We start from the raw sequence: 21,055 nt of genomic DNA, 5'->3' as shown, positions 1-21,055 counted from the left end.
GTGTTGATTGGTATCGAATTGCGTACAGTCGGCTACACCAGCGCGACCTCTTCGATGGTGAGCGTCGAGTTTCCGCCGCCCCAGAAGTTGAGCCGGAGTGACAGCGAGGCAGAGGAACGATCGACGCCTGCCGCTTCGAGGTCGATCGTCACGTCACCCCCGCTCGTGGTGATCGTGTCGTTGGTGACCTCCGACAGCATCGCACTCACCCCGCCCATCTCGAAGGTGATGTCGTTCTCTTCGCCGCCGTTCGCACCACTCACGCGCAAGACCAGCGTCGAGTAGTCGGTGATCGACTGGTTGAGCTGCTCTTGGTACCACCCCCCGTTGGCGTACTCCAACACCAACGTACCGTCGCTGACGGTACCACTGCCGTTTTCGAAGGAGCCAGCGCCACACCACTGACCCAGATCGTTCGTGTTGCTCGACCACGCCGGATCACCGTCGTAGTCGTTGATCACCAACCCATCACCCGGCGTGTCCGTCGGCGTCTCTGTCGCGGTGTTCGTGGGTGTGTCCGTCGGGACGGGACCGCCGTCATCGATCCCACTAGTGTACGTCGAGCCGTTGATGGTGACATCGAACGTGTCGTACGTGGTCTCTCCGACGGCACCCGTCCAGTACTCGTTGCCGAGTTCGATGCCCGACAGCCACAGATCGCCCCGGACGCCCTCGGTGCCGCTGAGATATGTGACGATCTCCGCCATATCGATCTTACCGCCGTCGTGACCGCCCTGAATCCGGAAGATGTAGAAATCGGCGTCGGTACCTCCCGATTCGTAGTTGACCCAGAGATCAACCGTGTTTCCAAAGCGATCGGTCCACGCACCGGGATCCTGTACTGCGCCGTGGTCGTGGTCGTCGCTCCAATCCAACAACAGCATGACTTCATACTGGTGTGTTTCGGGCTGTTGGGTGGGTGGTTGTTCCATCAACCACCACTCCTCGGCCCAGTTCCACTCACCACCGGAGATATCGACGTCGCCGTCCACTTCCATCACGAACTCCTCGACATCCCGGCGCTGGATAGGGAACCCGGCGACACCAGTGCTTGCACCCCACGGGCGCGTTCCGATGAACACCTCAGGATAGTTGATTCCGCCGCCTGTGTTCGAAGCGTCGAAGTCGTACCCGTAGCTCCCATCGGCGTTGCGCCAAATACACTGGTGGGCGTTCTCGTTGCCCCATCGATTGTCCATCAGGACGAAGCCGTCGGCAACGTCGATCGTACCGTAGTCCGAATTGCATCGCTCCTCGACCTTCGCAGCCGTCGCAGGGGTCCCTCCTCCGAGCACGAGTCCGCCGACACCGACGGCTACCCCCGCTTTCAGGAAATCCCGTCGGGAACTGCCGTCGAGCACGTCGGGAAGGTAGCGTTCGGAAGATCCCCCATCAGCGTCGCTGTTCGTCGATCGCGTCGTATCGTGTGTGTTTCTAGTCATCGTTGTCGTTCACACCCCATCCCGGTTCCGTCCGATCGAGACGGACGCCAGCGATGGGCGTTCAGTTGTTATCCTCTCTCCTCGTGATCGAGCCACAACTCTTCGATCTCGATAGCACCGGTCCCGCCGCCGTAAAACCGGAGATCGAGCTGTCCCGGCGACGTGAGGTTTACGCCCGCAGCCTCGAGATCGATCGAGACGATCGATTCGGTCGTCCCGATCGAATCAGCCGTTATCCGTGACAAGTCCGTCCGGACGCCACCGAAATCGAGCTGAATATCCTCGTGCTCGCCGCCGTCGTCACCGACGACTTTCAGGCGGAGCGTCGGATACGCGGTGATGTCCCGGGACACCTGTGTGCCGTACCAGCCACTCGAATCGTACTCGATGCGCAACGCACCGTCGACCACATCGATATGCTCGAAGCCGCCCGATCCGGTCCAATTGCCGAGATCGTTCGCGGACGGCCACGAGGGATCGTCGTAATCGTCGATCAGTAGATCATCCGGTCCGGCGGCTGCCAGATCGGTCGTCACGGACACCGTCGCCGGTTCGGACTCGTTGTCAGCCCGGTCGACTGCTGACACCCCAAACTCGTAGGTGGTGTCGGCATCCAACCCGGACAGCGTCGTCTCCGTGGTTGTTGCCGGAACCGTCGTTTCCTTCCTTCCATCCAGATAGACGTTGTAGTGGTCCATTCCAGCCGTCTCAGCATCGCCTTCATCAGTCGATTCCATCCAGGTAAGGGAAACCGATCGATAGGTGTTCGATGGCGAGGAAACGTCTCCGGGCACTGACGGCGGTGTGGCGTCTTCGAACGCGTCAGTCGTCGCTGTCGCCGTCACTCGCGAGGATTCGTTGCGAGCGCGGTCGACTGCTGACACCCCAAACTCGTAACTCGTATCGGAGCTGAGCTCCGTGATCGTTGTGCTCGTCGTTCCACGATCCACTCGGACGTGTTCTGTTCCGTCGATATACACATTGTAATGGCTTAAACCGGCCTCACCGACGTCCTCGACGGCCGACCACGAAACGTCGACCGTGATCTCGGTCACGCCGTCGACGGTGAGTTCCGAGGGGACCGGCGGGGCATCCGGATCATATGGAACGGTCGGTGGACGGTGATTGCGAAGTTCGTACAACGTGTCTTTGACATCGTCACCCATGTGGCCGTCGCCAGTGGCCAGCGACCAGTCACACGGGAGCTCCGGGCACACCGTGGGTATCTCCTCCTCGTAGGGGTTACCGATGGCGTCTTCCCACGAGCCATCGTGAAACGGAAGATCGAACAGTACCGGCCGCCAGACGGGATCACCACACCACGCCGTCCAATGGATCGCATCGCTTTGTTCCAGCCAATCGAGAAACGCAGTCCCAAAGGTGTCAGTCCCACCGATGAACTGTCCACCGTTCCGCTCCCAGCCAAACTCCGTGACGAACAGCGGATACTCCTCGTACACCTGCGCCACTCCCTCCCCGTTGGTGGTAGCGTCGTCCCAACAGTGACAACTCTCGGCACTCACGCTGTGGCCCGGATAGATGTGGTAAGTGTACGCCAGATTGCTCCCGTCGAACGGTTCGACGAGCGCACCCTCCGGGCTCTGGGTCCAACTTGGCGAGCCGATCAGGACGAGATTGTCCGCCGCGTGTGAACGGATCAGGTCGACCCACGGTTGGGCAGTAGACTTCCAGTCCCGCCAGACATCAGCCCAGTTGGAGCTCTGTGTGGGGTCGCCCCACATGCCCGGCTCCTGTGGCTCGTTGTACAGCTCGTACATGACGTGTGGCTCGTCCGCATACCGCGGGGCGACCGTGTCCCAGAACAGCTCTACTTCCTCGTGGAGCGCAGTGTCGGTCCACTGAATGTCTCGATGGCGGTGGTAGTCGACGATAGCGTACGTTCCACGCGAGAGACAGTGCTCGATCAGCGGATCGAGATGATTCGTGAGATACGTCTCCAATTGCTCCCGGGAGAACGCTACGGGCGGAGGACCCTGTCCCGGTTCGTGTTCACCGATGTCGACGGGCTGGACCGGGATGCGGATCGCTCGGGAATGCCAGTCCCGCTCCGTGTCTGTCAACATAGTTACAACCTGCTCTGCGGTCTTGCCTCGGGCCGACGCGGTCACGTTGATCCGTTTCGGATCCGCGATGTTGATGCCACGGAGCGTGACAGTCTGGCCATCGGGATCTTTGACGAGGTTGCCGTCAACGTGTAGTGGCGGCGTCGAGACCACTGCCGCGCGTGTCGTGTCGACGACCCCGGTACCGACGCCAGCTGCGAGCGCACCGGCTGCCACCGTGGATTTCAAGATGTCGCGTCGGGACAGCGTGTCGACGGTTCGATCGTGGTTCGATCCCGTCTCGCTCGCAGTCGTTCGTTCATCGTGTGTCATGGTCGAGTGGTTACTGGAAGACCGCGTTACTGGAGGCGGACCTCTTCGATGGTGAGCGTCGAGTTTCCGCCGCCCCAGAAGTTGAGCCGGAGCGACAGCGAGGCAGAGGAACGGTCGACGCCTGCCGCTTCGAGGTCGATCGTCACGTCGCCCGCGCTCGTGGTGACGGAATCGCTAGTTACATCAGCCAACGACGCACTCACCCCGCCCATCTCGAAGGTGATGTCGTTCTCTTCGCCGCCGTTCGCACCACTCACGCGCAAGACCAGCGTCGAGTAATCGGTGATCGACTGGTTGAGCTGCTCTTGGTACCACCCCCCGTTGGCGTACTCCAAGGTGAGCGTCCCATTGCTGACGGTGCCGCTGCCGTTCTCGAAGGAGCCAGCGCCACACCACTGACCCAGATCGTTCGTGTTGCTCGACCACGCCGGATCACCGTCGTAGTCGTTGATCACCAACCCATCGCCCGGCGTGTCCGTCGGCGTGTTCGTGGGTGTGTCCGTCGGTGTGGTGCCCCCGTTACCCTCCGGGAGATCGTCGTTCTGGTGAGCAGCGAGGAATTCCTGCCACCACTGGCCGGGACGAGCCTCGTAGTCCCACATCTCCCACGTTCCGTCTTGACTCGTGTCGTGGACGAAAAACGCCGGTTCCCACGTGTGGTCGAAGTTCCAACAGATCGGATGCACCGGGTTGTTCTCGATGAACTCCTCGAACTCGGGGGCGTATTCGGAGGCCGTTCCCTCGAGGAAGTCGAAGTCGTCCTTGCCACCGCCCTCGGCCCAGCCGAACTCACTGAAGAAGATCGGCACGTCTTGGGCTGGTTCACCGAAGTACGTCGACAGCGGCCGCATACTGTCGTGGGTGTACACGTGGCCCGTGTAGCAAATGTTGTCGCCGTCGAACTCGTTTTCCGGTGCCCAGTACGTGTATTGGCTCCATCGTGGCGAACCGATCGTGATGAGGTTCTGGGGCGCGTTTTCGCGGACGATGTCGACCCATGGCTGTGCCCGATCGACCCACATGTCCCAGTAGTCTTTACAGACAGGGTCGGTCACGTCGGTGTCCTCGCCACCCTCGTCGTTGCCGCCGTGTGGAACTTCCGACGGAGAACCCCAATCGCCAGCGTACGGGCCGGTCGGCTCGTTGTAGATGTCGTAGATAACGTGCGAGCGGTTGCTGTAGCGCGGGGCGACGAAGTTCCAGTACATTCGAAGCTCATCATCGAGCTCCGCGGCGTACTCCTCGGTGTAACCATCGAGCTGAGCGGCCTGTTCTTCGGAGTGCCAGAGCATCCCTCGCTCGCCACAGAAGCCGATATCGTTGGGGAAACTCTCGTTTCCACACTGGTACTCACCGAGATCCGATTCGTGTTGGGGCTGGTGGAAGATCGGGAAGTGCCGGTGATAGTCGATCATCACGTACAGTCCCTGCTCTTCGGCCGCATCGACCAGCGGATCGATGTAGGAGCTGAAATACGTATCGAGATCCGATTCGTCGAACTGTCCGGGCAACAAGGGACCCCAATCGTCGCCGTGCGCCATCTGGAGGCTGTTGTTCACACCGCTGATATCCTGGGGTTGGGTCGGAATACGGATGATGCGGCTGTACCAATCCTCGTCGGTGTTCGTTGCCTTATCGAACACCGCCATCGCGTCCTTACTCCGCCACGTCCGGGCCAACCGCGCTGGATCGGCGATGTTCACACCACGCAAGATCACGGAATTACCGCTGGGATCTTTGATCAGATTGCCGTCCCGGTGGAGCCATGGCGTGGGAATCCCCACCGCCGACACGGAGTTGATAAAGTTGCTAGCGAATCCGAGAGACAGCGCTCCCGCACCCGCTGCCTTCAGCACCCCTCGCCGCGAGATGCCGTCGATGATGCGCGCGCTCGATTCGTTGGATCGGTCGGTCGTCGATTCGTCAGTCGTTTCGTATGTGTCGTCAGTCGTCATTGGTCTGTAATCTGTCTTATCGTTTGCTATTCGAGTCGCACCGCTTCGATGGTGAGTGTCGAGCTTCCGCCGCCCCAGAAGTTGAGCCGGAGCGACAGCGAGGCAGAGGAACGGTCGACGCCTGCCGCTTCGAGGTCGATCGTCACGTCGCCCGCGCTCGTGGTGACGGAATCGCTAGTTACATCAGCCAACGACGCACTCACTCCGCCCATCTCGAAGGTGATGTCGTTTTCCTCGCCACCGTTCGCACCACTCACGCGCAAGACCAGCGTCGAGTAGTCGGTGATCGACTGGTTGAGCTGCTCTTGGTACCACCCCCCGTTGGCGTATTCGAGCACGAGTGCCCCGTCGCTGACGGTACCACTGCCGTTTTCGAAGGAGCCAGCGCCACACCACTGACCCAGATCGTTCGTGTTGCTCGACCACGCCGGATCACCGTCGTAGTCGTTGATCACCAACCCATCGCCCGGACTACCACCGTCATCGGAACCAGTCGTCGCTGTCACCGTCGTCGCTGCGGACTCGTTGCCCGCACCGTCGAGTGCCGACACGCCCACTTCGTAGCTCGTATCGGGGGACAACTCCTCGACCGTCGTTTCGGTCGTGCCCGTCGAAACGGTGTGATCCCGGGTGCCATCCACGGTGATAACGTAGTGGCTTAGGCCCGAGCCACCGGTGTCGGTAGCGGCTGCCCACGCGATCGACACCGACGTTCCTGTCGTCGCCGTTACCGAGAGATCCGACGGCGTGGTTGGGGGCGTCGTGTCATCGCTACCGTTACCGTCGCCCGGAATCCCGTCGTTGCGCAGGTCCGCCAACGCGTTTTTGATATCGTCACCCATGTAGCCGCTGCCAGTCGTGAGTTCCCACTCACACGGCAACTCCGGACAGTCTTCTGGAACCGTCCCGTTGTACGGATCACCGACGGAATCGTCGGCGTCATCAGCAAACGGTCGGTCGAACATCACCGGTCGCCAGACGGGGTCACCACACCACGCCGTCCAGTGGATCGCGTCGCTGCCTTCGAGCCAGTCGAGGAACGGCTGCCCGAATCCCGAGTCCGTGCCGCCGATGTACTGTCCAGCGCCTTCCTCCCACCCGAATTCGGTGACGAACAAGGGAGCCTCCTCGTACATGTGGGCGACGCCTTCACCGTTGTTCGATGCGTCCTCCCAGTCGTTGGCAGCACTGGAGTTGTGTCCCGGATAGATGTGGTAGGTGTACGCGATGTCGCTGCCCGAGAACTCCTCGACCAGTGCACCTTCCGGACTTTGACTCCAGCTCGGCGAACCCATCAGGATCAGGTTGTCGGCGTGCGAGCGGATCGTGTCCACCCATGGCTGGCCCATCTCAAGCCAAAGCCGCCAGATGTCGGCGACCCACTCCGTGGTGGTTGGATCGTTCCACATCCCCGGCTCCTGTGGCTCGTTGTACACCTCATACAGGACGTGAGACTGGTCTGCGTACCGGGGAGCAACGACGTCCCAGAACATGTCGACCTCATCCTGAAGGGCTGTGTTGACAGGACCCGACTGTCCCTCTGCCCACTGGACATCCCGGTGGCGGTGATAGTCGATGATGCAGTAAACTCCACGCTCGCCACACCGCTGAACGACTGCATCCAGGTGGTTTTCCAAGTAGCTTTCCAGTTGACTACGATCGAACCCTGGAATCGGCGGGCCCGAGCCGGGTTCGTACTCCCCGATGTCAACGGGCTGAACCGGGACTCGGATCATCCGTGGATACCAGCCGTTGCTTTCGTTGGTAAGACTGTCGATCACCTGAACCGCGTTCATCCCGCGCGCTTGTGCGGTCATGTTGATCCGCTTTGGATCCGCGATGTTCAATCCACGGAGTGTCACCGTGTTCCCGCTGGGATCTTTGATCAGGTTGCCGTCTCGATGGAGCCACGGCGTCGGAACCCCCGCCGAAGCCTCCGTGACAGCCAGAGGGCCGAACGCCGCGAGACCCCCTGCTGCAACCGTTGCACGCAGGAAATCCCGACGCGACGCCGACCAATCGCCGGTCGCTGATCGAAGCTCTGTCGATTCGCCTCGTTCGGTTCGGTTCGTGTTGCCACTCATTGTATGTCCCTGTCGCCTCCATTCTTTGGTACACGCGTCAATGCGGTACAACGATATAGATAAACTCCAACATAATAATACTTTCTACTAGTATTGATTTTCTATAAATATATAGTAGATTATTATATTGTTTTTTGATTATAGTTATGTCGAGTTCAGCTTCAACAATACATAAAACTGCGAGCCTCAGAGCGAGCTCGCTATCCAGCCATTCCGGTGGTTGGGTCACGAGCTGACGCGTTTTTCGGGTATCGCCGACCGTTCGTCTGAGCGTTCACTCACTCGGAGAGGGTGAGAGCGCACCGGATTCGACCATCTGTTCGATGGGATTATCGTCGATCTCAAGCGGGAGATCGACCCGTTTTCTGCGGCGAACCGATTCGTATCCTGCAAAGAGGATCTCAGCCGTGTTGAGACCGACCCGTCCACAGAGTTGGGATTCTTCGTCGTTCCGGAGGGCATCGACGACCGCTTCGATCGTGCGGGTGTGTAGCCGGGAGCCAAAGCGATCGCCATCGACAGGGGTACCGTGGATCGTCTCGCCACCGACATCGACGGTAGTTCGGGATCCGTCCTGTTCGAGTTCGAGCATCGGCCCGTTGTCGACATCGATGCGCATCGTACCATCGGTACCACGCAGGAGGAACGCTGCACCGACGAGTGAGGAGCCTTCACCGGTCGACAGCGTTCCGTAGACACCGTTCGTATACTGCCACTGCGCCCACATCTGGTTCTCCTGGTGGGCACCGAATCTGATGTCTTCTTCTCGGTAGTCCAACTGTGCGATAACCCACTCCGGCGACCGGTCACCGACGAACATTCCCGCGAGATCGACCGTGTGAGCGCCGGTATCAAAGAAGTCACCCCAGCCGATCTCTACGCGTTGAAGCGCACCGATCTCGCCGTTTTTCAGGAGCCGGTCGGCTTCCGTGAACGGGCGACCAAACCGGCGTTGTCTGTTAAAGGTGAGCTGGGTATCGGCTCTCCAACACGCTTGGACCATCCGCTGGGCGCTGGACCACGTGTGGGCCATCGGCTTCTCACAATGAACCGCAGCCACTGCATCGCTGCGGGCACAGTCGACCACGATCTCTTCGTGAACAGCGGGGGGAACGGTCACGCTGACGATGTCCGGCTCGACTTCCGAGAGCATCGTCTGGTAGTCCTCATACACTCTCTCGGAATCGAGATCGAACTCCTGAGCGAATGCCTCGCCGTGTTCGCGGACGATATCCGCACACGCGAGGATGCGACACTGATCATGATCACGATACGCTTCCGCGTGCCGATATCCCATAGCGAACCCTTCGACCGTCGGGTTCGTTGGATCCGGACCGGTTCCAATGATCGCAACTGTATACTGATTCATCCTCAGGTAGTCAGTTTATACTACCACCCAGATAGTGATTTCGCTCCACTGTCGAATGAGAACCGGCTGAGACGGTCGGACGGAGACAATCGTGGTCGGCGCGATGTCCAGAGCCGTAATTATTTAGTTCACCGGACAAAACCACGACTGTGAGCACTACAGCGATACAACTGTACACGCTTCGTGAGATCGATGAACCGCTCCCGTCGCTACTCGACCGAGTAGGAGAGACCAGCTTCGACGGCGTCGAGTTCGCACACCGGTTTGCCGACGCCGATACGGCACGTGTCGGTGCCGCACTCGAACGCAATGGACTCGATGCGGTTTCGGCTCACGTCGACATCGACCGACTGGAGACCGATCCCGAGGGTACCGTAGCGGCATACGCCGAGATCGGCTGTGATACACTCGTCGTTCCGTGGCTCGATCCAGATCAGTTCGCCGACGCCGACAGCGTGGCCACGACCGCAGAGCGACTGACGCGACTCGCCGACTTAGTGGCCGACGCAGGTGGATCGCTGCATTACCACAACCACGATCACGAGCTCGTCTCTATCGGTGATCGAACTGGTCTCGAAGCGCTGATCCGACAGAGCGGCGACGCGCTCGGCTTCGAGCTCGATACCGGCTGGATCGAAGCCGGCGGCGCAGACCCCGAAACGTTTATCGAAGCCAATGCCGACCGCATCGAACTACTCCATCTCACAGATTGTTCGGACAACGGAACCCCGACCGAAGTCGGAACCGGTGCCGTCGACGTTACGAACTGTCTCAAAACCGCACTCGGCGACGTGGAAACGATCGTCTACGAGCACGACGAACCGGAGAACCCCCATGACTCCCTGAAACACGGCGCGGCGCTGCTGGCGGACTGATCGAAAACCCCTGCCGTGTTTGATAATACAAAACCACGGAGCGGATGAAAGACGAAAGTTCAGGAAAAACGCAGGAGGTCTGTGGAATCAAACAGCAGACTCGGTCACAGACCGGATGAGTAGATCGGGAAGAGGAAGCACGGTCCCATTACACACGTACGTTTGTAACTCTTGTTTCGAGATTCTCCTCTTGAAACGATAACGGTCGTTCTCATCTGCGAAACGCGCCCGGACAATATCAAATACGAGATACCCAGAGGACGGTTATTTGTCTATATCAAACGAACGCGTTGTGGAGTTGGATACAAGACGGACGCGAGACAGGGAAAAGAAACGCATCCGTCTCGGGGATGGAAAGGAGATAGAAAAGAGATAGTAGACATATGCATAAGATTTCATATATTATTTCCATAAAACATCAGAGAGACGTATTATGGACTCACGAAGATCGATCGTTCACACTGGCGAAACAGAACGAAAACGGCTTATTCGTTCGGCCGACGGTAATGACTGTACCCAAAGAGGGTACCAACGAGGAGTCCGACAAAGAGGACGAGACCCAGATTCACGATCGAGATCGTGTAGGACGTCGTTCCGGGCTCTCCGAACAACAGTGAGATCACCGTCAAGAGCAACAAAAACACTAGAAGTACGAACAGCAGCCAGCCATACTGGCGATGATCGTACACGTACGCCCAGAACACATCAATCCACGACATGCGTGATGGTATGTCGCTAGTGATATGAAGGTTGCCACCGAGAGTCTCACTGGCACCTAGCGTATCAACACCACAACACTTATTACTGCGTGCTTCTCCGAGTTAACGTAGAACATGGTAGAATACGGAGACCAGAGCGAAGAGCCGTTCGACCGCCGACGGTTCCTCCAACTAACCGGTGTTGCGAGCGCTGTTGCCGTTGCAGGGTGTGCTAACCTCGTCAACAACGGGGACGACGAAAATGAAAGTCCACGACACGTCAGCCACGTCAACCAAGTGCCGGCGGACATACAGTGGAACAGCAGTAATCCGGCGAATACGCCCCAGATCACGAATCGAGCGCTGTTCGATCCGTTCGTGAAGTACAACTTCAAGACGAGCGAGTTCATTCCGTATGCGATCTCAGAGTGGAATTTCGGAGGTAATACGTTCGAGCTGACGGTTCGGGATGGGTTAACGTGGTCGAACGGGGACGACGTCACGGCCAGCGACATCGCCACGCAGCTGCGTATCGGACTGTACACGGGAGAACCGTACGCCGACTTCACCGAGAGCATCAAAACGCCCGACGATTCGACCGTCAGGCTACAGTTCGATTCGACCGTCAACGAGCAGATCGTCACGTTCCAGATCCTTGCTGATCGATTCGTTCACCAAAAGGAAAGCGAGTTCGGTACGTATCTCGAGACGCTCAAAAACGACGAACAGAAAGGACTCAAGGAGCTCGGAGATTTCGCCTACCGGGAACCGATCGCTAGCGGCCCGTTCGAACACGACAGCGTCGGACAGGAGCAACTGCGACTCACGCTGCGCGATGACCACCCCGACGCTGATAACATCAACTTCGATGAGTACGTGTTCGAATACCGAGAAAGCAACCAGCAGGCCCAGCAGGCGCTCCAGAACGGGGCGATCGATTCGGCGTTCTCTCTGTTCGTGCAGACGGATATCCTCGAAAACTTCCCGAAGAAAGTTACCCAGATCCAGACGCCCTCGAACTGGGGCTACGGACTGTATCCGAACCACAGCGATCCACATCTCAGTGATCGGGCCGTACGTCAAGCGATCCAGTACGTCATCAACCGGGCACAGGTGAGAGACAACGTCTCTCCGGACTCCAAGACCGCTCCGGAGTACCCGGTTGGAATCGCTTCGGACAATCAACAAGAGTGGTTGGGCGATGCGATCGACGACTTCGATACGTACGGTGTGGACAGCACAGCGACCGAACAAGCCACGCAGGTCCTCGAAGAGGCTGGCTATAAGAAACAAAACGGTACGTGGGTCGACAGCGACGGCGAAACCGTCGAACTGCCGATCATGGTGCCATCCGACTGGTCGGACTGGAACACGGCGACCGATACGGTCGTCGACCAGCTCTCCCAGTTCGGATTTCAGGCAACGAAAGAAACCCGGAGCTACGACGCCATGCTCGGCAACGTCTTCCCTAACGGTGATTTCGTTGTGGCCGCAGCAGGCTGGCTGTATGGTTCGCCACAGGGTTCGTTCCCGTACTTCTCCCTGCATCATCAGTTGGTCAAGAACAACGACGCCGTCACGTACAACTACCCAGCGGCCGATGGCTCCCGCGGTGGGAACCGCGAGGATGTGACCGTGCCCGCGCGGTCGGGATCGGGGACGATAACGGTCAATCCGGCCGAGCGACTCTCGGAACTAGCTGGAAGCACTGATGAGAGTACTGTCAATGAGATCACCGTCGAACAAGCGTGGGTCACGAATCAGGATCTCCCGATGCTTCCCGTGCTCGAAAAGGTCGAACAGACGTTCATTACTGGCGGTGAAGAATGGGATATTCCCAAACCGGACGCCGAGGTCGCACAAGTCCAATGGGCTAACACATGGCTTCCACGTCAAGGGGAGATGCAGTACACTGGTAACTAAACAGTGACATCATTGAAACGTATGATTGGAGCTAGTATGATAAACATAAGAATACGGTAGCTATCAAGGATGCGTATGAACAACTACTATCTCAAACGGACGATCCGGGCTGTGTTGACGGTGTGGATCGTCATCACTGTCACGTTCGGGATGATCCGGCTGCTCCCCGGCGGACCGTTGGAACAGCTTCGTGGGAAGCTGCTTCGGCAAGGCGTTTCACCCTCCCGGGTGAACGCGATGATCGAGTCGTATCAGAACGTCCGTCCGAACCAGTCGCTTCCCGAACAGTATTACGAGTATATGACCGCGCTGCTGACCGGGGACATGGGACAATCGTTCCTCCAAAAGGAGCCGGTCACTGCGATCATCGGTGACGCCCTTCCGTGGACGGTGTTCGTCATGGCAACGTCGACGCTGCTCATCTTCCTGATCGCCATCGTGTGGGGCGCGCTCATGGCCTACCGGGAAGGGAGCACGTTCGATCTGGCGTCGAGCAGTGCCTCGATCCTGTTCGCGGCGATGCCGTTTTACGTGCTGGGTATCGTGCTGATCATCGTGTTCGGCTATCAGTTGGAGCTGCTTCCGACGAGCCACCGATTGAGTCCCGACGTGGAACCGGGACTGTCGCTGTTGTTCGTTTTGGACGCCATCGATCACGCCATCCTACCGATCGCGTCGATGGTCCTCACCGGCGCGGGGCTACAGGTGCTGGCAATGCGTGGAAACGCCATTCAGGTGCTGGGTTCGGATTTCGTCCGTGTGGCACGGCTGCGGGGGCTGTCGGACCGCCGAATCTCGGTGCGATACGTCGCGCGAAACGCCATTCTTCCGATGTACACTGGCTTTCTGACGCTGATCGGGTTCAATCTCGGCGGATCGATCATTCTCGAGCAGGTGTTCAGCTATCCCGGTATCGGCTACTACATGTTCCAAGCGCTCGAAGCCCGCGATTACCCACTGATGATGGGTATTTTCCTCATCATCACTATTGCGCTCGTGTTGGCGGTGTACATTGCTGATCTCACCTACGGACTGATCGATCCGCGAGTCAAATCTGGTGATTCACGTGAAACCTACTGATTCCACGTCGGACGCCGATACAGCACAGTCCACCATCGTCTCTGATGGGCCGGATACGGACACGTTCACCTTCGAGACGAGTGGGTCCACCGTGGAAGTCACCTGGAGCGACCGGCTCCAGGATTTCTACGAGGAGTTCATCTACAAGCCCGGACTCGTCGCGTGGGACGACCGGCGGACGCGCATCGGCGCGGCAATCATGTCCATCTACGTGCTCATGGGCATCCTTGGCGCGTGGTTCTACCCCGCGCCCGAAAGCAACCAGGTCGAACGGGGACTGGGACCGTTCGAGACGCTGAGCGCACCGCTGGGCTCGACGGGATCGGGCGAGGACGTGCTGGGGATGGTGATCCACGCGACCCCCGAGATGCTCATCATGGTCATGTCGGGCGGGATCTTCGCTACCGGCGTCGCGGTTCTCATCGGCACGGTTGCTGGCTACAAGGGCGGCACTGTTGACCGCGCATTGACCTCGTTTTCCGACGTGGCGATGTCGATCCCCGGACTTCCGCTCGTCATGGTGCTCGCGGTCGTCTTCAGGCCGAGAGATCCCGTTCTCATCGGAGTGTTGCTCACGATCAACTACTGGGCCGGACTCGGTCGCTCGATCCGGTCGCAAGTGCTCACACTCCGGGAGGAGTCCTACGTCGAGGCCTCACGAACGATGGGCGTCAGTACGTCACGGATCCTGTTCAAAGACATCATCCCGAACCTGATGCCGTTCGTGCTGGTCAACTTCGCCAACGCCGCTCGGTACGTGGTGTTCGCCTCCGTCGGGCTGTACTATCTCGGCGTGTTACCCAGTTCGGTCGACAACTGGGGACTCCAGCTAGAAAACGCCTACTCTCAGGAAGGCGCGCTCGTCGGCGGCGAGGCGCTCTACCAACTGATCGCGCCGATGATTGCCATCATGGGCATCGCACTCGGTCTCATCCTGCTAGCGCAGGGACTCGACCGAGTGTTCAATCCACGTGTCCGAACCCGGCTCGCGGGTGAATCCGAAGCGACCGCGGGGAACGAGGACCGAGAAACGAACACTGAGGTGAATATGTGATGTCTATTAGCAGTGATACGCTGAACGAATCGCAGGTTCAAGACCCGATCATTCGAATGAACGATGTGTCCGTAACGTACGATAACGGTACTTCCTACGTGCTCGACGATGTGTCGTTGGCGATCGAGCGCAATGAAATCATCGGGATCGTCGGGGAGAGCGGCTCCGGAAAGTCGATGTTAGCGTCGTCGTTACTCGATGCGGTGCCCGATCCCGGTCAGTTGTCGGGGAGTGTGGAGTACCGTCCCGACGAGGAGCAGACCGTCGAAGTACTGGCGCTAGAAGATTCTGAGCTCCGTTCCCTGCGCTGGGAGGAGATATCGATGGTGTTCCAGGGGGCAATGAGTTCGTTCAATCCGACGATGCGGATCAAAGAGCACTTCATCGAGACGCTAGAAGCACACGATGCGGTCGTCGAGACGGGACTCGACCGGGCACATGAGTTGCTCGAAGACCTGTATCTGGAGCCAAGCCGCATACTCGGCTCCTATCCCCACCAGCTGTCGGGGGGGATGCAACAGCGAACGCTCATCGCGTTGAGTCTTGTGCTCGAACCGGACGTGTTGGTGATGGACGAGCCGACTGCAGCGCTTGACCTGTTGATGCAACAGTCTATCCTGTTGTTATTGCGAGAGTTACGGGAGAAATACGATCTGACGATGGTGTTTATCACTCACGATCTCCCATTGGTCGCGTCGCTGGCCGATCGGCTCGCGGTGATGTACGCCTTCGAACTCGTCGAACTCGGGCCGGCCAGTGAAATGATCGACGCTCCTGCCCATCCCTATACACGAGCGCTGTTGAACGCGACACCGAACCTCAATGCCCCTCTTGCGGAGATGCGACCGGTCAAAGGCAAGAGTCCGGCCCCGATCAACGTGCCGTCGGGCTGTTCGTACCACCCGCGCTGTCCACTCGATACCGAGGAGTGTCGAACGAACCATCCCCCTATGGATTCAGTCGCATCCGGACACACAGCCGCGTGTTTCCACTGGGAAAATGCCCGGACGGAGATCCCATTGAACTACGCGGAAGAGGGGGCAAACGATGGTGAGTGGCGATGAGCACCGATCCCCTATTACGTCTCGAAGACGTTGCAGTCCATTTCGAGAACGAATCCGGACTGTTGACGGACGAGTCGGAGGTCGTACGGGCGGTCGATGGCGTGTCGCTCTCTATCGAGGAAAACGATGTCGTCTCTCTGGTCGGTGAAAGCGGCTGTGGAAAAACCACGCTCGGAAAAACCGCCATCGGTCTCCAGCGTCCGACTGCGGGCCATGTCACGTACCGCGGTCACGACATCTGGTCGATCCGAGATGGAAAGAGCGATGCCGATCTGTCGTGGCAGGAGATCCGCCAATCGTTGCAGATCATTCATCAGGACCCGGGCAGCTCCTTGAACCCCAACCGACGGATCCTCTCGATCCTCTCCGAACCACTCCGACAGGTCAATCCGGAATTGGAGACGAGTGAGCGCCGAGAACGCATCTATTCGCTGCTCGAACGAGTGGGGATGAGTCCAGCACAGGATTTCGCCGATCGGTACCCACATCAGCTGTCGGGCGGGGAGCAACAACGCGTCGTCCTCAGCCGTGCGTTGTTGATGAATCCCGACGTCATCCTCGCCGACGAAGCCATCAGTGCGCTTGATGTGTCGTTACGCGTCGAGATGATGGATCTCATGCTCGAACTGCAAGCCGTGTTCGATACGTCGTACATTTTCATCTCTCACGATCTTTCGAACGCCAGATATTTCACACAGCACGGTGATGGAAAGATTGGTGTGATGTATCTCGGAGAGCTTACAGAAGTTGGGCCAGCAAAACAACTCATCGAGGATCCACAGCACCCATACACTTCAGTGTTGCGCTGGGCGACACCGGATCTCGCGGCAGTCGACACGGCACCACAGGAGCTACCGATGCGAAAGATCGACGTTCCGGATCCAGTAAATCCACCTAGCGGTTGCCGGTTTCACACCCGCTGTCCGGAGGCCCGCGAGCACTGTCGGACGACTGATCCACAACCCGTCCCCGTGGAGGAATCGTCCGTCCGTTGTTTCCGTGCTCGCTCTACCAGCCCGTACTGGGACAGCGAACCGATCGAAGAGGACGAAGACGCTACCGACTGACGTACACGGCCGGTTTCAACCAGACGGTCGAAACCAGTATCAGTGTCCCGTCTGACACACGGGCATGAACACCAACGCGTACCTCGACATCGGAGTGGTAGGGCTAGGGACCCACGGATTACACCGTGCGGAGATTCTTCAGGAGTTCGGACAACAGGTGTACGGATCCGACGCGAGTCCGGACGCACGGCAGAACTTCGAACGACGATTCGGTGATGATCACTTCGAAACACCGACGGCGCTCTTCGAACAGGGTCTCGATGCGGTCGTCATCACGACACCGAACAAGTTTCACGCCCCAGTCGCCACCGAGGCGATGAAGCGAGGAATCGATGTGTTCATCGAAAAACCCTTAGCGAACACGCTCGAAAACGCCCGCCAAATCGCGACTGTCGCCGAGGAAACCGATCGAATCTGTATGGTAGGGTATCAGAGCCGGTTTCTGAACGTCTGTAAGATCCTGAAATGGTATATCGATCGGGACTATTTCGGTACGATCAGACATGTTCAATCGGCCTACATGCGCCGGCGTGGCGTCCCTGGCCGGGGATCGTGGTACACCTCCAAGGAGATCTCGGGGGGAGGTGCACTGATCGACATCGGGATCCACGTGATCGATTTATTACTGTATTTTTTGGATGAATCGGATGTGGACGATATCATGTCCACGACTCGAAGCGATTTCGGCGGTCGTGATTCATATGCGTATCTCGATATGTGGGGTGAGGACGACGATACACAGATGTTCGACGTGGAGGATTCAGTGTCGGCGTTTTTGGAGTTCGAGGACGACACGACTGCGACAGTCGAGGTCGCATGGGCTGTCAACGCCGAAACCACACACACTTATCACATCCACGGCACAGAAGCCGGTGCCCGCCTCGACATCACCGATGTGTTGAACGCTACCGCTGACGTTCACCAGTCGCTCCAACTCTTCGAAGCACGAACTGGAGGGGCTGATCACTACCTCGATAGCTCGGTAACGACGAACCGAAACGACCCATACAAAGAACAGATAGAGACGTTTATCGACGCCGTCGCCACCGACGAACCGCCATCGATCAACACGGTCGAACAAGCGCTCGCCGTCCAACGGATCATAGATCGAATCTACGATGACAATTGATCCTATATAAGTTATAATATCAATAAATTTATAATATAAACAATACACCATGGAGAGATACTTGTGGCATCAGACAGAGTAGATGATATGGAGCAGGGGGAAAAAGAGAGCAAAACGATCAAATCAGTTGAGAACGCGATTTTGATCCTCGAGGAGTTGCGGCGCACGGGACAAGTGGGTGTAACCGAGCTTAGCGATCGGATCGGTCTCTCGAAAGGCACCGTACATCACTATCTTGCGACGCTTCGAAAGCAGAATTTCGTGGAGAAAACGGACGGTGCGTATCAACTCGGTCTCCGGCCACTGTCGTACGGTGGTGCTGCTCGGGAGCGCGAACGAGTGTTCCAGATCGGCAAAGACGGCGTCGATAGACTCGCAGCAGCGACGGGCGAGACAGCCCGCCTCGTCGTCGAACGACAAGGCTACACCGTGACGCTGTATCAGTCGACACACCACGATCGAGAGACGATCCCAACGCATCTAGGTATCCAGGAGGATCTCCACAGTACAGCCGCTGGCAAGGCGATGTTGTCAGTGATGACCGACAGTACCATCGACGAGGTTCTAGAACGAAACGTGGAGTACCACACCGACAACACCACGACCGAGACGGAAACGCTCCGCTCGGAAATCGAAGAGATACGATCGCGCGGAATCGCGTTCGACGATCAAGAGCAGTTCGATGGTATCCGATGTGTCGCTACGGCGCTTGCTACGGAGGTCGACGAACTACTCGGTGCGATCAGCGTGAGCGGCCCCGTCGATCGGATCGATGACGAAACGTTTCACGAGACCATCCCTCAGGAGATCAGAAACGTTTCAGGCGTCATAGAAATAAATAGTACATATCGAGACTGGATGGAATAAAGATGCGTACGGAACAGCATGCGTGGACGCTATCAACGGGACCGAGGTCGATTTCGAACGAGTTCGATTTACTCTGTCGGTTGATATTTGGGTTAGTAGCTCTCCTGGGAAAGGTTCGTGTAGTAGTTGAACACGTCCGTGTACGTCGGTTCGGTGGTTCGCACGTCCGAGTCATCGGTAACGGTGGACACCAGACTCGGACGGACGAACCCGCGCACTGTTCCACCGTCGCTGAACAGTTCTCCGCCAAGCACATGCTCGGTGAGCGCGTCTGCGGTGTCCGTGCTCGCGGTGGTGATCACTGGAGGGAGTTCTGACAGCAACGCTGTCGGTGTATTCGTAGCGACGATCGTTCCTCCCTGAAGGAATGCGATGCGATCGGCAAGCCCTGCGTCCATCGGCAGGTGACTGGCGACGACGATCGTCTTGCCCGCGGCCCGCTGTTCACGGAGAATGGCGTGCACTGCCTGAATCGCCGATAGATCCAGCCCCGCTGTCGGCTCGTCGAGGAAGTACACCGGTACGTCGATCGACAGCGTGATCACGAGTTCAAGCTTGCGTTTCATCCCGCCCGAATACGTATCGACGCGCTTGTCGAGATCATCGAGATCGAGCTGGTCGGTGTACTCCCGCCACGCGTTAGTGAATCGCGGGTGGAGCCGATCGTAGAACGCGATGGTCTCTCGACCCGTGAGCCGATCGATACACATCGCCTCTTGTAAGAGAAAGCCAGCAACTCCTTCCCGACCCGCTTGTGCGACGCCACACACCTCGATACGACCGGAAGAAAGGGGTTCACTGCCCGCCAAACAGGACAGCAGCACGGATTTTCCGACGCCGTTTTTCCCCATCAACGCGAGGATCTCTCCCTTTTCGACGACGAGATCGACGTTCGTGAGAACGCCGTCGTCGCCGAACGTTTTCCGGACGTTCTGTGCCCTGATGATCTCGTGTGGCGAACTCACGACCACTCACCCCGTTTGTACAGCGAACGGTGAAACACCGCCGATCCGACGGTGAGACACACCACCGCATATCCCATTAGCAGTCCGAGATACGCGGTGTTCGTCGGTAACGCCGCCCGAGAGAGCTCGATCGCCACGGACTGATCGACATCGACTAGGTGAGAGACCAACAGCCGTGTAGGCAGTGCGTTCGGAAGGTAGTTCAACAGCCACTCCTCGAACGGAAACAATGCCGGTAAAACACCGTTGTACCCGGTGAGCATGAACGTACCCACCGCGATCCCCGTCGTAATGAACCCGGCGTACCGTTCGTCCTCAGTAACGACGACGACCGGGACCGCCACGACCATCCACAGCACACAACACAACGTCCCAGCCACGACAGTAATCAAGACCGACGAAACGCCATGGAGATCGAACGAAGCCCCTGTGAGCGCGGCAACGAACAGTGTCGAGGCGAACGCACCGAAAGCGAAGCAGAGGACAGAGACCATCCGTCCCATCAGATCAGCGAACGGATGGATCGGTAGCGCACGGTACACCTCGTATCGCTGATCCTCTACGTCAGTAACCAGTTGCTCGCCAAATATGAACAGACAAACGAACATCGAACCGAACATTCCGTTTGCCACCGCCATGACCGCCCGCTGGATGGATCCGGTGTCGGTAGGACCCAACTCCACGGACAACAAATACATGACCGACGGAAAAACGAACGCCCAAAACAACATAATCCGGTTGCCAGAAAGCTCTCGCAAACTCCGCTCGGCGAAGGCTCTGACCTGATCGATCCACACTGTAACGTCACCCCGGTCCACTCCTCGTAAACTAACCGGTACACCTATCATTCTTATCATATATTTATCTACTTCATATATAAATTCAGGGTGTACATCGCGTCGTCCCCCCATCCTCGATTGGATCCCAAAGATCTAGATACCGATAAAGACGAAATAATTAGCACTAATGCATAGATGAGTTCTCCTCTGACCGGACTGTTCGGCTACCAATTACTCTATGAAATCCATATAGATGTGAAATATAAACAGAATAACTTTAACTTATTTTATTCGAGGCGTGTTATTGG

The 21,055-nt window shown here is 57.9% G+C and carries 16 protein-coding genes; 8 read left to right on the top strand and 8 right to left on the bottom strand.

The genetic code is table 11. The features are described 5' to 3' along the window. Nucleotides 1-32 precede the first annotated feature (32 nt). The 5 genes from MW046_RS13280 to MW046_RS13260 form a co-directional block, all read right to left on the bottom strand. Nucleotides 33-1,442 (bottom strand): twin-arginine translocation signal domain-containing protein, encoded by a 1,410-nt coding sequence (locus MW046_RS13280; protein WP_247995068.1) that lies wholly within the window; start codon nt 1,440-1,442, stop codon nt 33-35. Nucleotides 1,443-1,510: 68 nt separating this feature from the next. Next, nucleotides 1,511-3,838: a cellulase family glycosylhydrolase gene (locus MW046_RS13275; protein ID WP_247995067.1), complete on the bottom strand. Its 2,328-nt coding sequence runs from the start codon at nt 3,836-3,838 to the stop codon at nt 1,511-1,513. Nucleotides 3,839-3,864: 26 nt separating this feature from the next. Then, entirely contained in the window at nt 3,865-5,793 is a 1,929-nt protein-coding gene (locus MW046_RS13270) for a cellulase family glycosylhydrolase (RefSeq protein ID WP_247995066.1), read from the bottom strand. Between the two features lie 26 nt (nt 5,794-5,819). Then, on the bottom strand, nt 5,820-7,877 hold the full coding sequence (locus MW046_RS13265; RefSeq protein ID WP_247995065.1) for a cellulase family glycosylhydrolase: 2,058 nt from the start codon (nt 7,875-7,877) through the stop codon (nt 5,820-5,822). 274 nt (nt 7,878-8,151) lie between these two features. Further along, nucleotides 8,152-9,246 carry a Gfo/Idh/MocA family protein gene (locus MW046_RS13260; protein WP_247995064.1) on the bottom strand — a complete coding sequence of 365 codons (1,095 nt, stop codon included), beginning with the start codon at nt 9,244-9,246 and terminating at the stop codon, nt 8,152-8,154. Between the two features lie 149 nt (nt 9,247-9,395). Between MW046_RS13260 and MW046_RS13255 the strand changes: the two genes are divergently transcribed. Beyond that, nucleotides 9,396-10,121, top strand: a complete 726-nt coding sequence (locus MW046_RS13255; RefSeq protein ID WP_247995063.1) for a sugar phosphate isomerase/epimerase family protein — start codon at nt 9,396-9,398, stop codon at nt 10,119-10,121. Between the two features lie 485 nt (nt 10,122-10,606). Here MW046_RS13255 and MW046_RS13250 read toward each other — a convergent pair whose 3' ends face one another. After that, nucleotides 10,607-10,840: a hypothetical protein gene (locus MW046_RS13250; RefSeq protein ID WP_247995062.1), complete on the bottom strand. Its 234-nt coding sequence runs from the start codon at nt 10,838-10,840 to the stop codon at nt 10,607-10,609. Between the two features lie 114 nt (nt 10,841-10,954). Here MW046_RS13250 and MW046_RS13245 point away from each other — a divergent pair, with 114 nt between their 5' ends. From MW046_RS13245 to MW046_RS13215, 7 genes are all read left to right on the top strand, one after another. Further along, on the top strand, nt 10,955-12,742 hold the full coding sequence (locus MW046_RS13245) for an ABC transporter substrate-binding protein (RefSeq protein ID WP_247995061.1): 1,788 nt from the start codon (nt 10,955-10,957) through the stop codon (nt 12,740-12,742). A gap of 75 nt (nt 12,743-12,817) precedes the next feature. Further along, nucleotides 12,818-13,822, top strand: a complete 1,005-nt coding sequence (locus MW046_RS13240; RefSeq protein WP_247995060.1) for an ABC transporter permease — start codon at nt 12,818-12,820, stop codon at nt 13,820-13,822. Between the two features lie 34 nt (nt 13,823-13,856). Then, complete coding sequence (locus MW046_RS13235; RefSeq protein ID WP_247995222.1) at nt 13,857-14,876, top strand: ABC transporter permease; 1,020 nt, start codon at nt 13,857-13,859, stop codon at nt 14,874-14,876. Further along, nucleotides 14,876-15,940 carry an ABC transporter ATP-binding protein gene (locus tag MW046_RS13230; RefSeq protein ID WP_247995059.1) on the top strand — a complete coding sequence of 355 codons (1,065 nt, stop codon included), beginning with the start codon at nt 14,876-14,878 and terminating at the stop codon, nt 15,938-15,940. Before MW046_RS13235 ends, MW046_RS13230 begins: the two co-directional genes overlap by 1 nt. Beyond that, nucleotides 15,937-17,007: an ABC transporter ATP-binding protein gene (locus MW046_RS13225; RefSeq protein WP_247995058.1), complete on the top strand. Its 1,071-nt coding sequence runs from the start codon at nt 15,937-15,939 to the stop codon at nt 17,005-17,007. The genes MW046_RS13230 and MW046_RS13225 overlap by 4 nt, the downstream gene beginning before the upstream one ends. Before the next feature lie 64 nt (nt 17,008-17,071). Further along, nucleotides 17,072-18,136 (top strand): Gfo/Idh/MocA family protein, encoded by a 1,065-nt coding sequence (locus MW046_RS13220; protein WP_247995057.1) that lies wholly within the window; start codon nt 17,072-17,074, stop codon nt 18,134-18,136. 87 nt (nt 18,137-18,223) lie between these two features. Beyond that, a complete protein-coding gene (locus tag MW046_RS13215; RefSeq protein ID WP_247995056.1) occupies nt 18,224-19,003 on the top strand; it encodes an IclR family transcriptional regulator in 780 nt (259 codons plus the stop codon). A 92-nt stretch (nt 19,004-19,095) separates the two neighbouring features. On the opposite strand, the gene MW046_RS13210 is transcribed toward MW046_RS13215, so the two are convergent. After that, entirely contained in the window at nt 19,096-19,968 is an 873-nt protein-coding gene (locus tag MW046_RS13210; RefSeq protein ID WP_247995055.1) for an ABC transporter ATP-binding protein, read from the bottom strand. Next, a complete protein-coding gene (locus MW046_RS13205) occupies nt 19,965-20,786 on the bottom strand; it encodes an ABC transporter permease (protein WP_247995054.1) in 822 nt (273 codons plus the stop codon). The genes MW046_RS13210 and MW046_RS13205 overlap by 4 nt, the downstream gene beginning before the upstream one ends. Nucleotides 20,787-21,055 lie beyond the last annotated feature (269 nt).

This window comes from Halocatena salina, from assembly GCF_023115355.1.
Classification (GTDB): Archaea; Halobacteriota; Halobacteria; order Halobacteriales; family Haloarculaceae; genus Halocatena; species Halocatena salina.
The sequence above is the reverse complement of the archived record's forward strand: the minus strand, read 5'-3'. Positions and strand labels throughout refer to the sequence as shown.

Excerpts from the sequence above, each read along its gene's own strand:
- MW046_RS13280 (WP_247995068.1), bottom strand. The coding sequence starts at position 1,442 with ATGACTAGAAACACACACGATACGACGCGATCGACGAACAGCGACGCT.
- MW046_RS13275 (WP_247995067.1), bottom strand. The coding sequence starts at position 3,838 with ATGACACACGATGAACGAACGACTGCGAGCGAGACGGGATCGAACCAC.
- MW046_RS13270 (WP_247995066.1), bottom strand. The coding sequence starts at position 5,793 with ATGACGACTGACGACACATACGAAACGACTGACGAATCGACGACCGAC.
- MW046_RS13265 (WP_247995065.1), bottom strand. The coding sequence starts at position 7,877 with ATGAGTGGCAACACGAACCGAACCGAACGAGGCGAATCGACAGAGCTT.
- MW046_RS13260 (WP_247995064.1), bottom strand. The coding sequence starts at position 9,246 with ATGAATCAGTATACAGTTGCGATCATTGGAACCGGTCCGGATCCAACG.
- MW046_RS13250 (WP_247995062.1), bottom strand. The coding sequence starts at position 10,840 with ATGTCGTGGATTGATGTGTTCTGGGCGTACGTGTACGATCATCGCCAG.
- MW046_RS13245 (WP_247995061.1), top strand. The coding sequence starts at position 10,955 with ATGGTAGAATACGGAGACCAGAGCGAAGAGCCGTTCGACCGCCGACGG.
- MW046_RS13240 (WP_247995060.1), top strand. The coding sequence starts at position 12,818 with ATGAACAACTACTATCTCAAACGGACGATCCGGGCTGTGTTGACGGTG.
- MW046_RS13230 (WP_247995059.1), top strand. The coding sequence starts at position 14,876 with ATGTCTATTAGCAGTGATACGCTGAACGAATCGCAGGTTCAAGACCCG.
- MW046_RS13225 (WP_247995058.1), top strand. The coding sequence starts at position 15,937 with ATGAGCACCGATCCCCTATTACGTCTCGAAGACGTTGCAGTCCATTTC.
- MW046_RS13220 (WP_247995057.1), top strand. The coding sequence starts at position 17,072 with ATGAACACCAACGCGTACCTCGACATCGGAGTGGTAGGGCTAGGGACC.
- MW046_RS13215 (WP_247995056.1), top strand. The coding sequence starts at position 18,224 with ATGGAGCAGGGGGAAAAAGAGAGCAAAACGATCAAATCAGTTGAGAAC.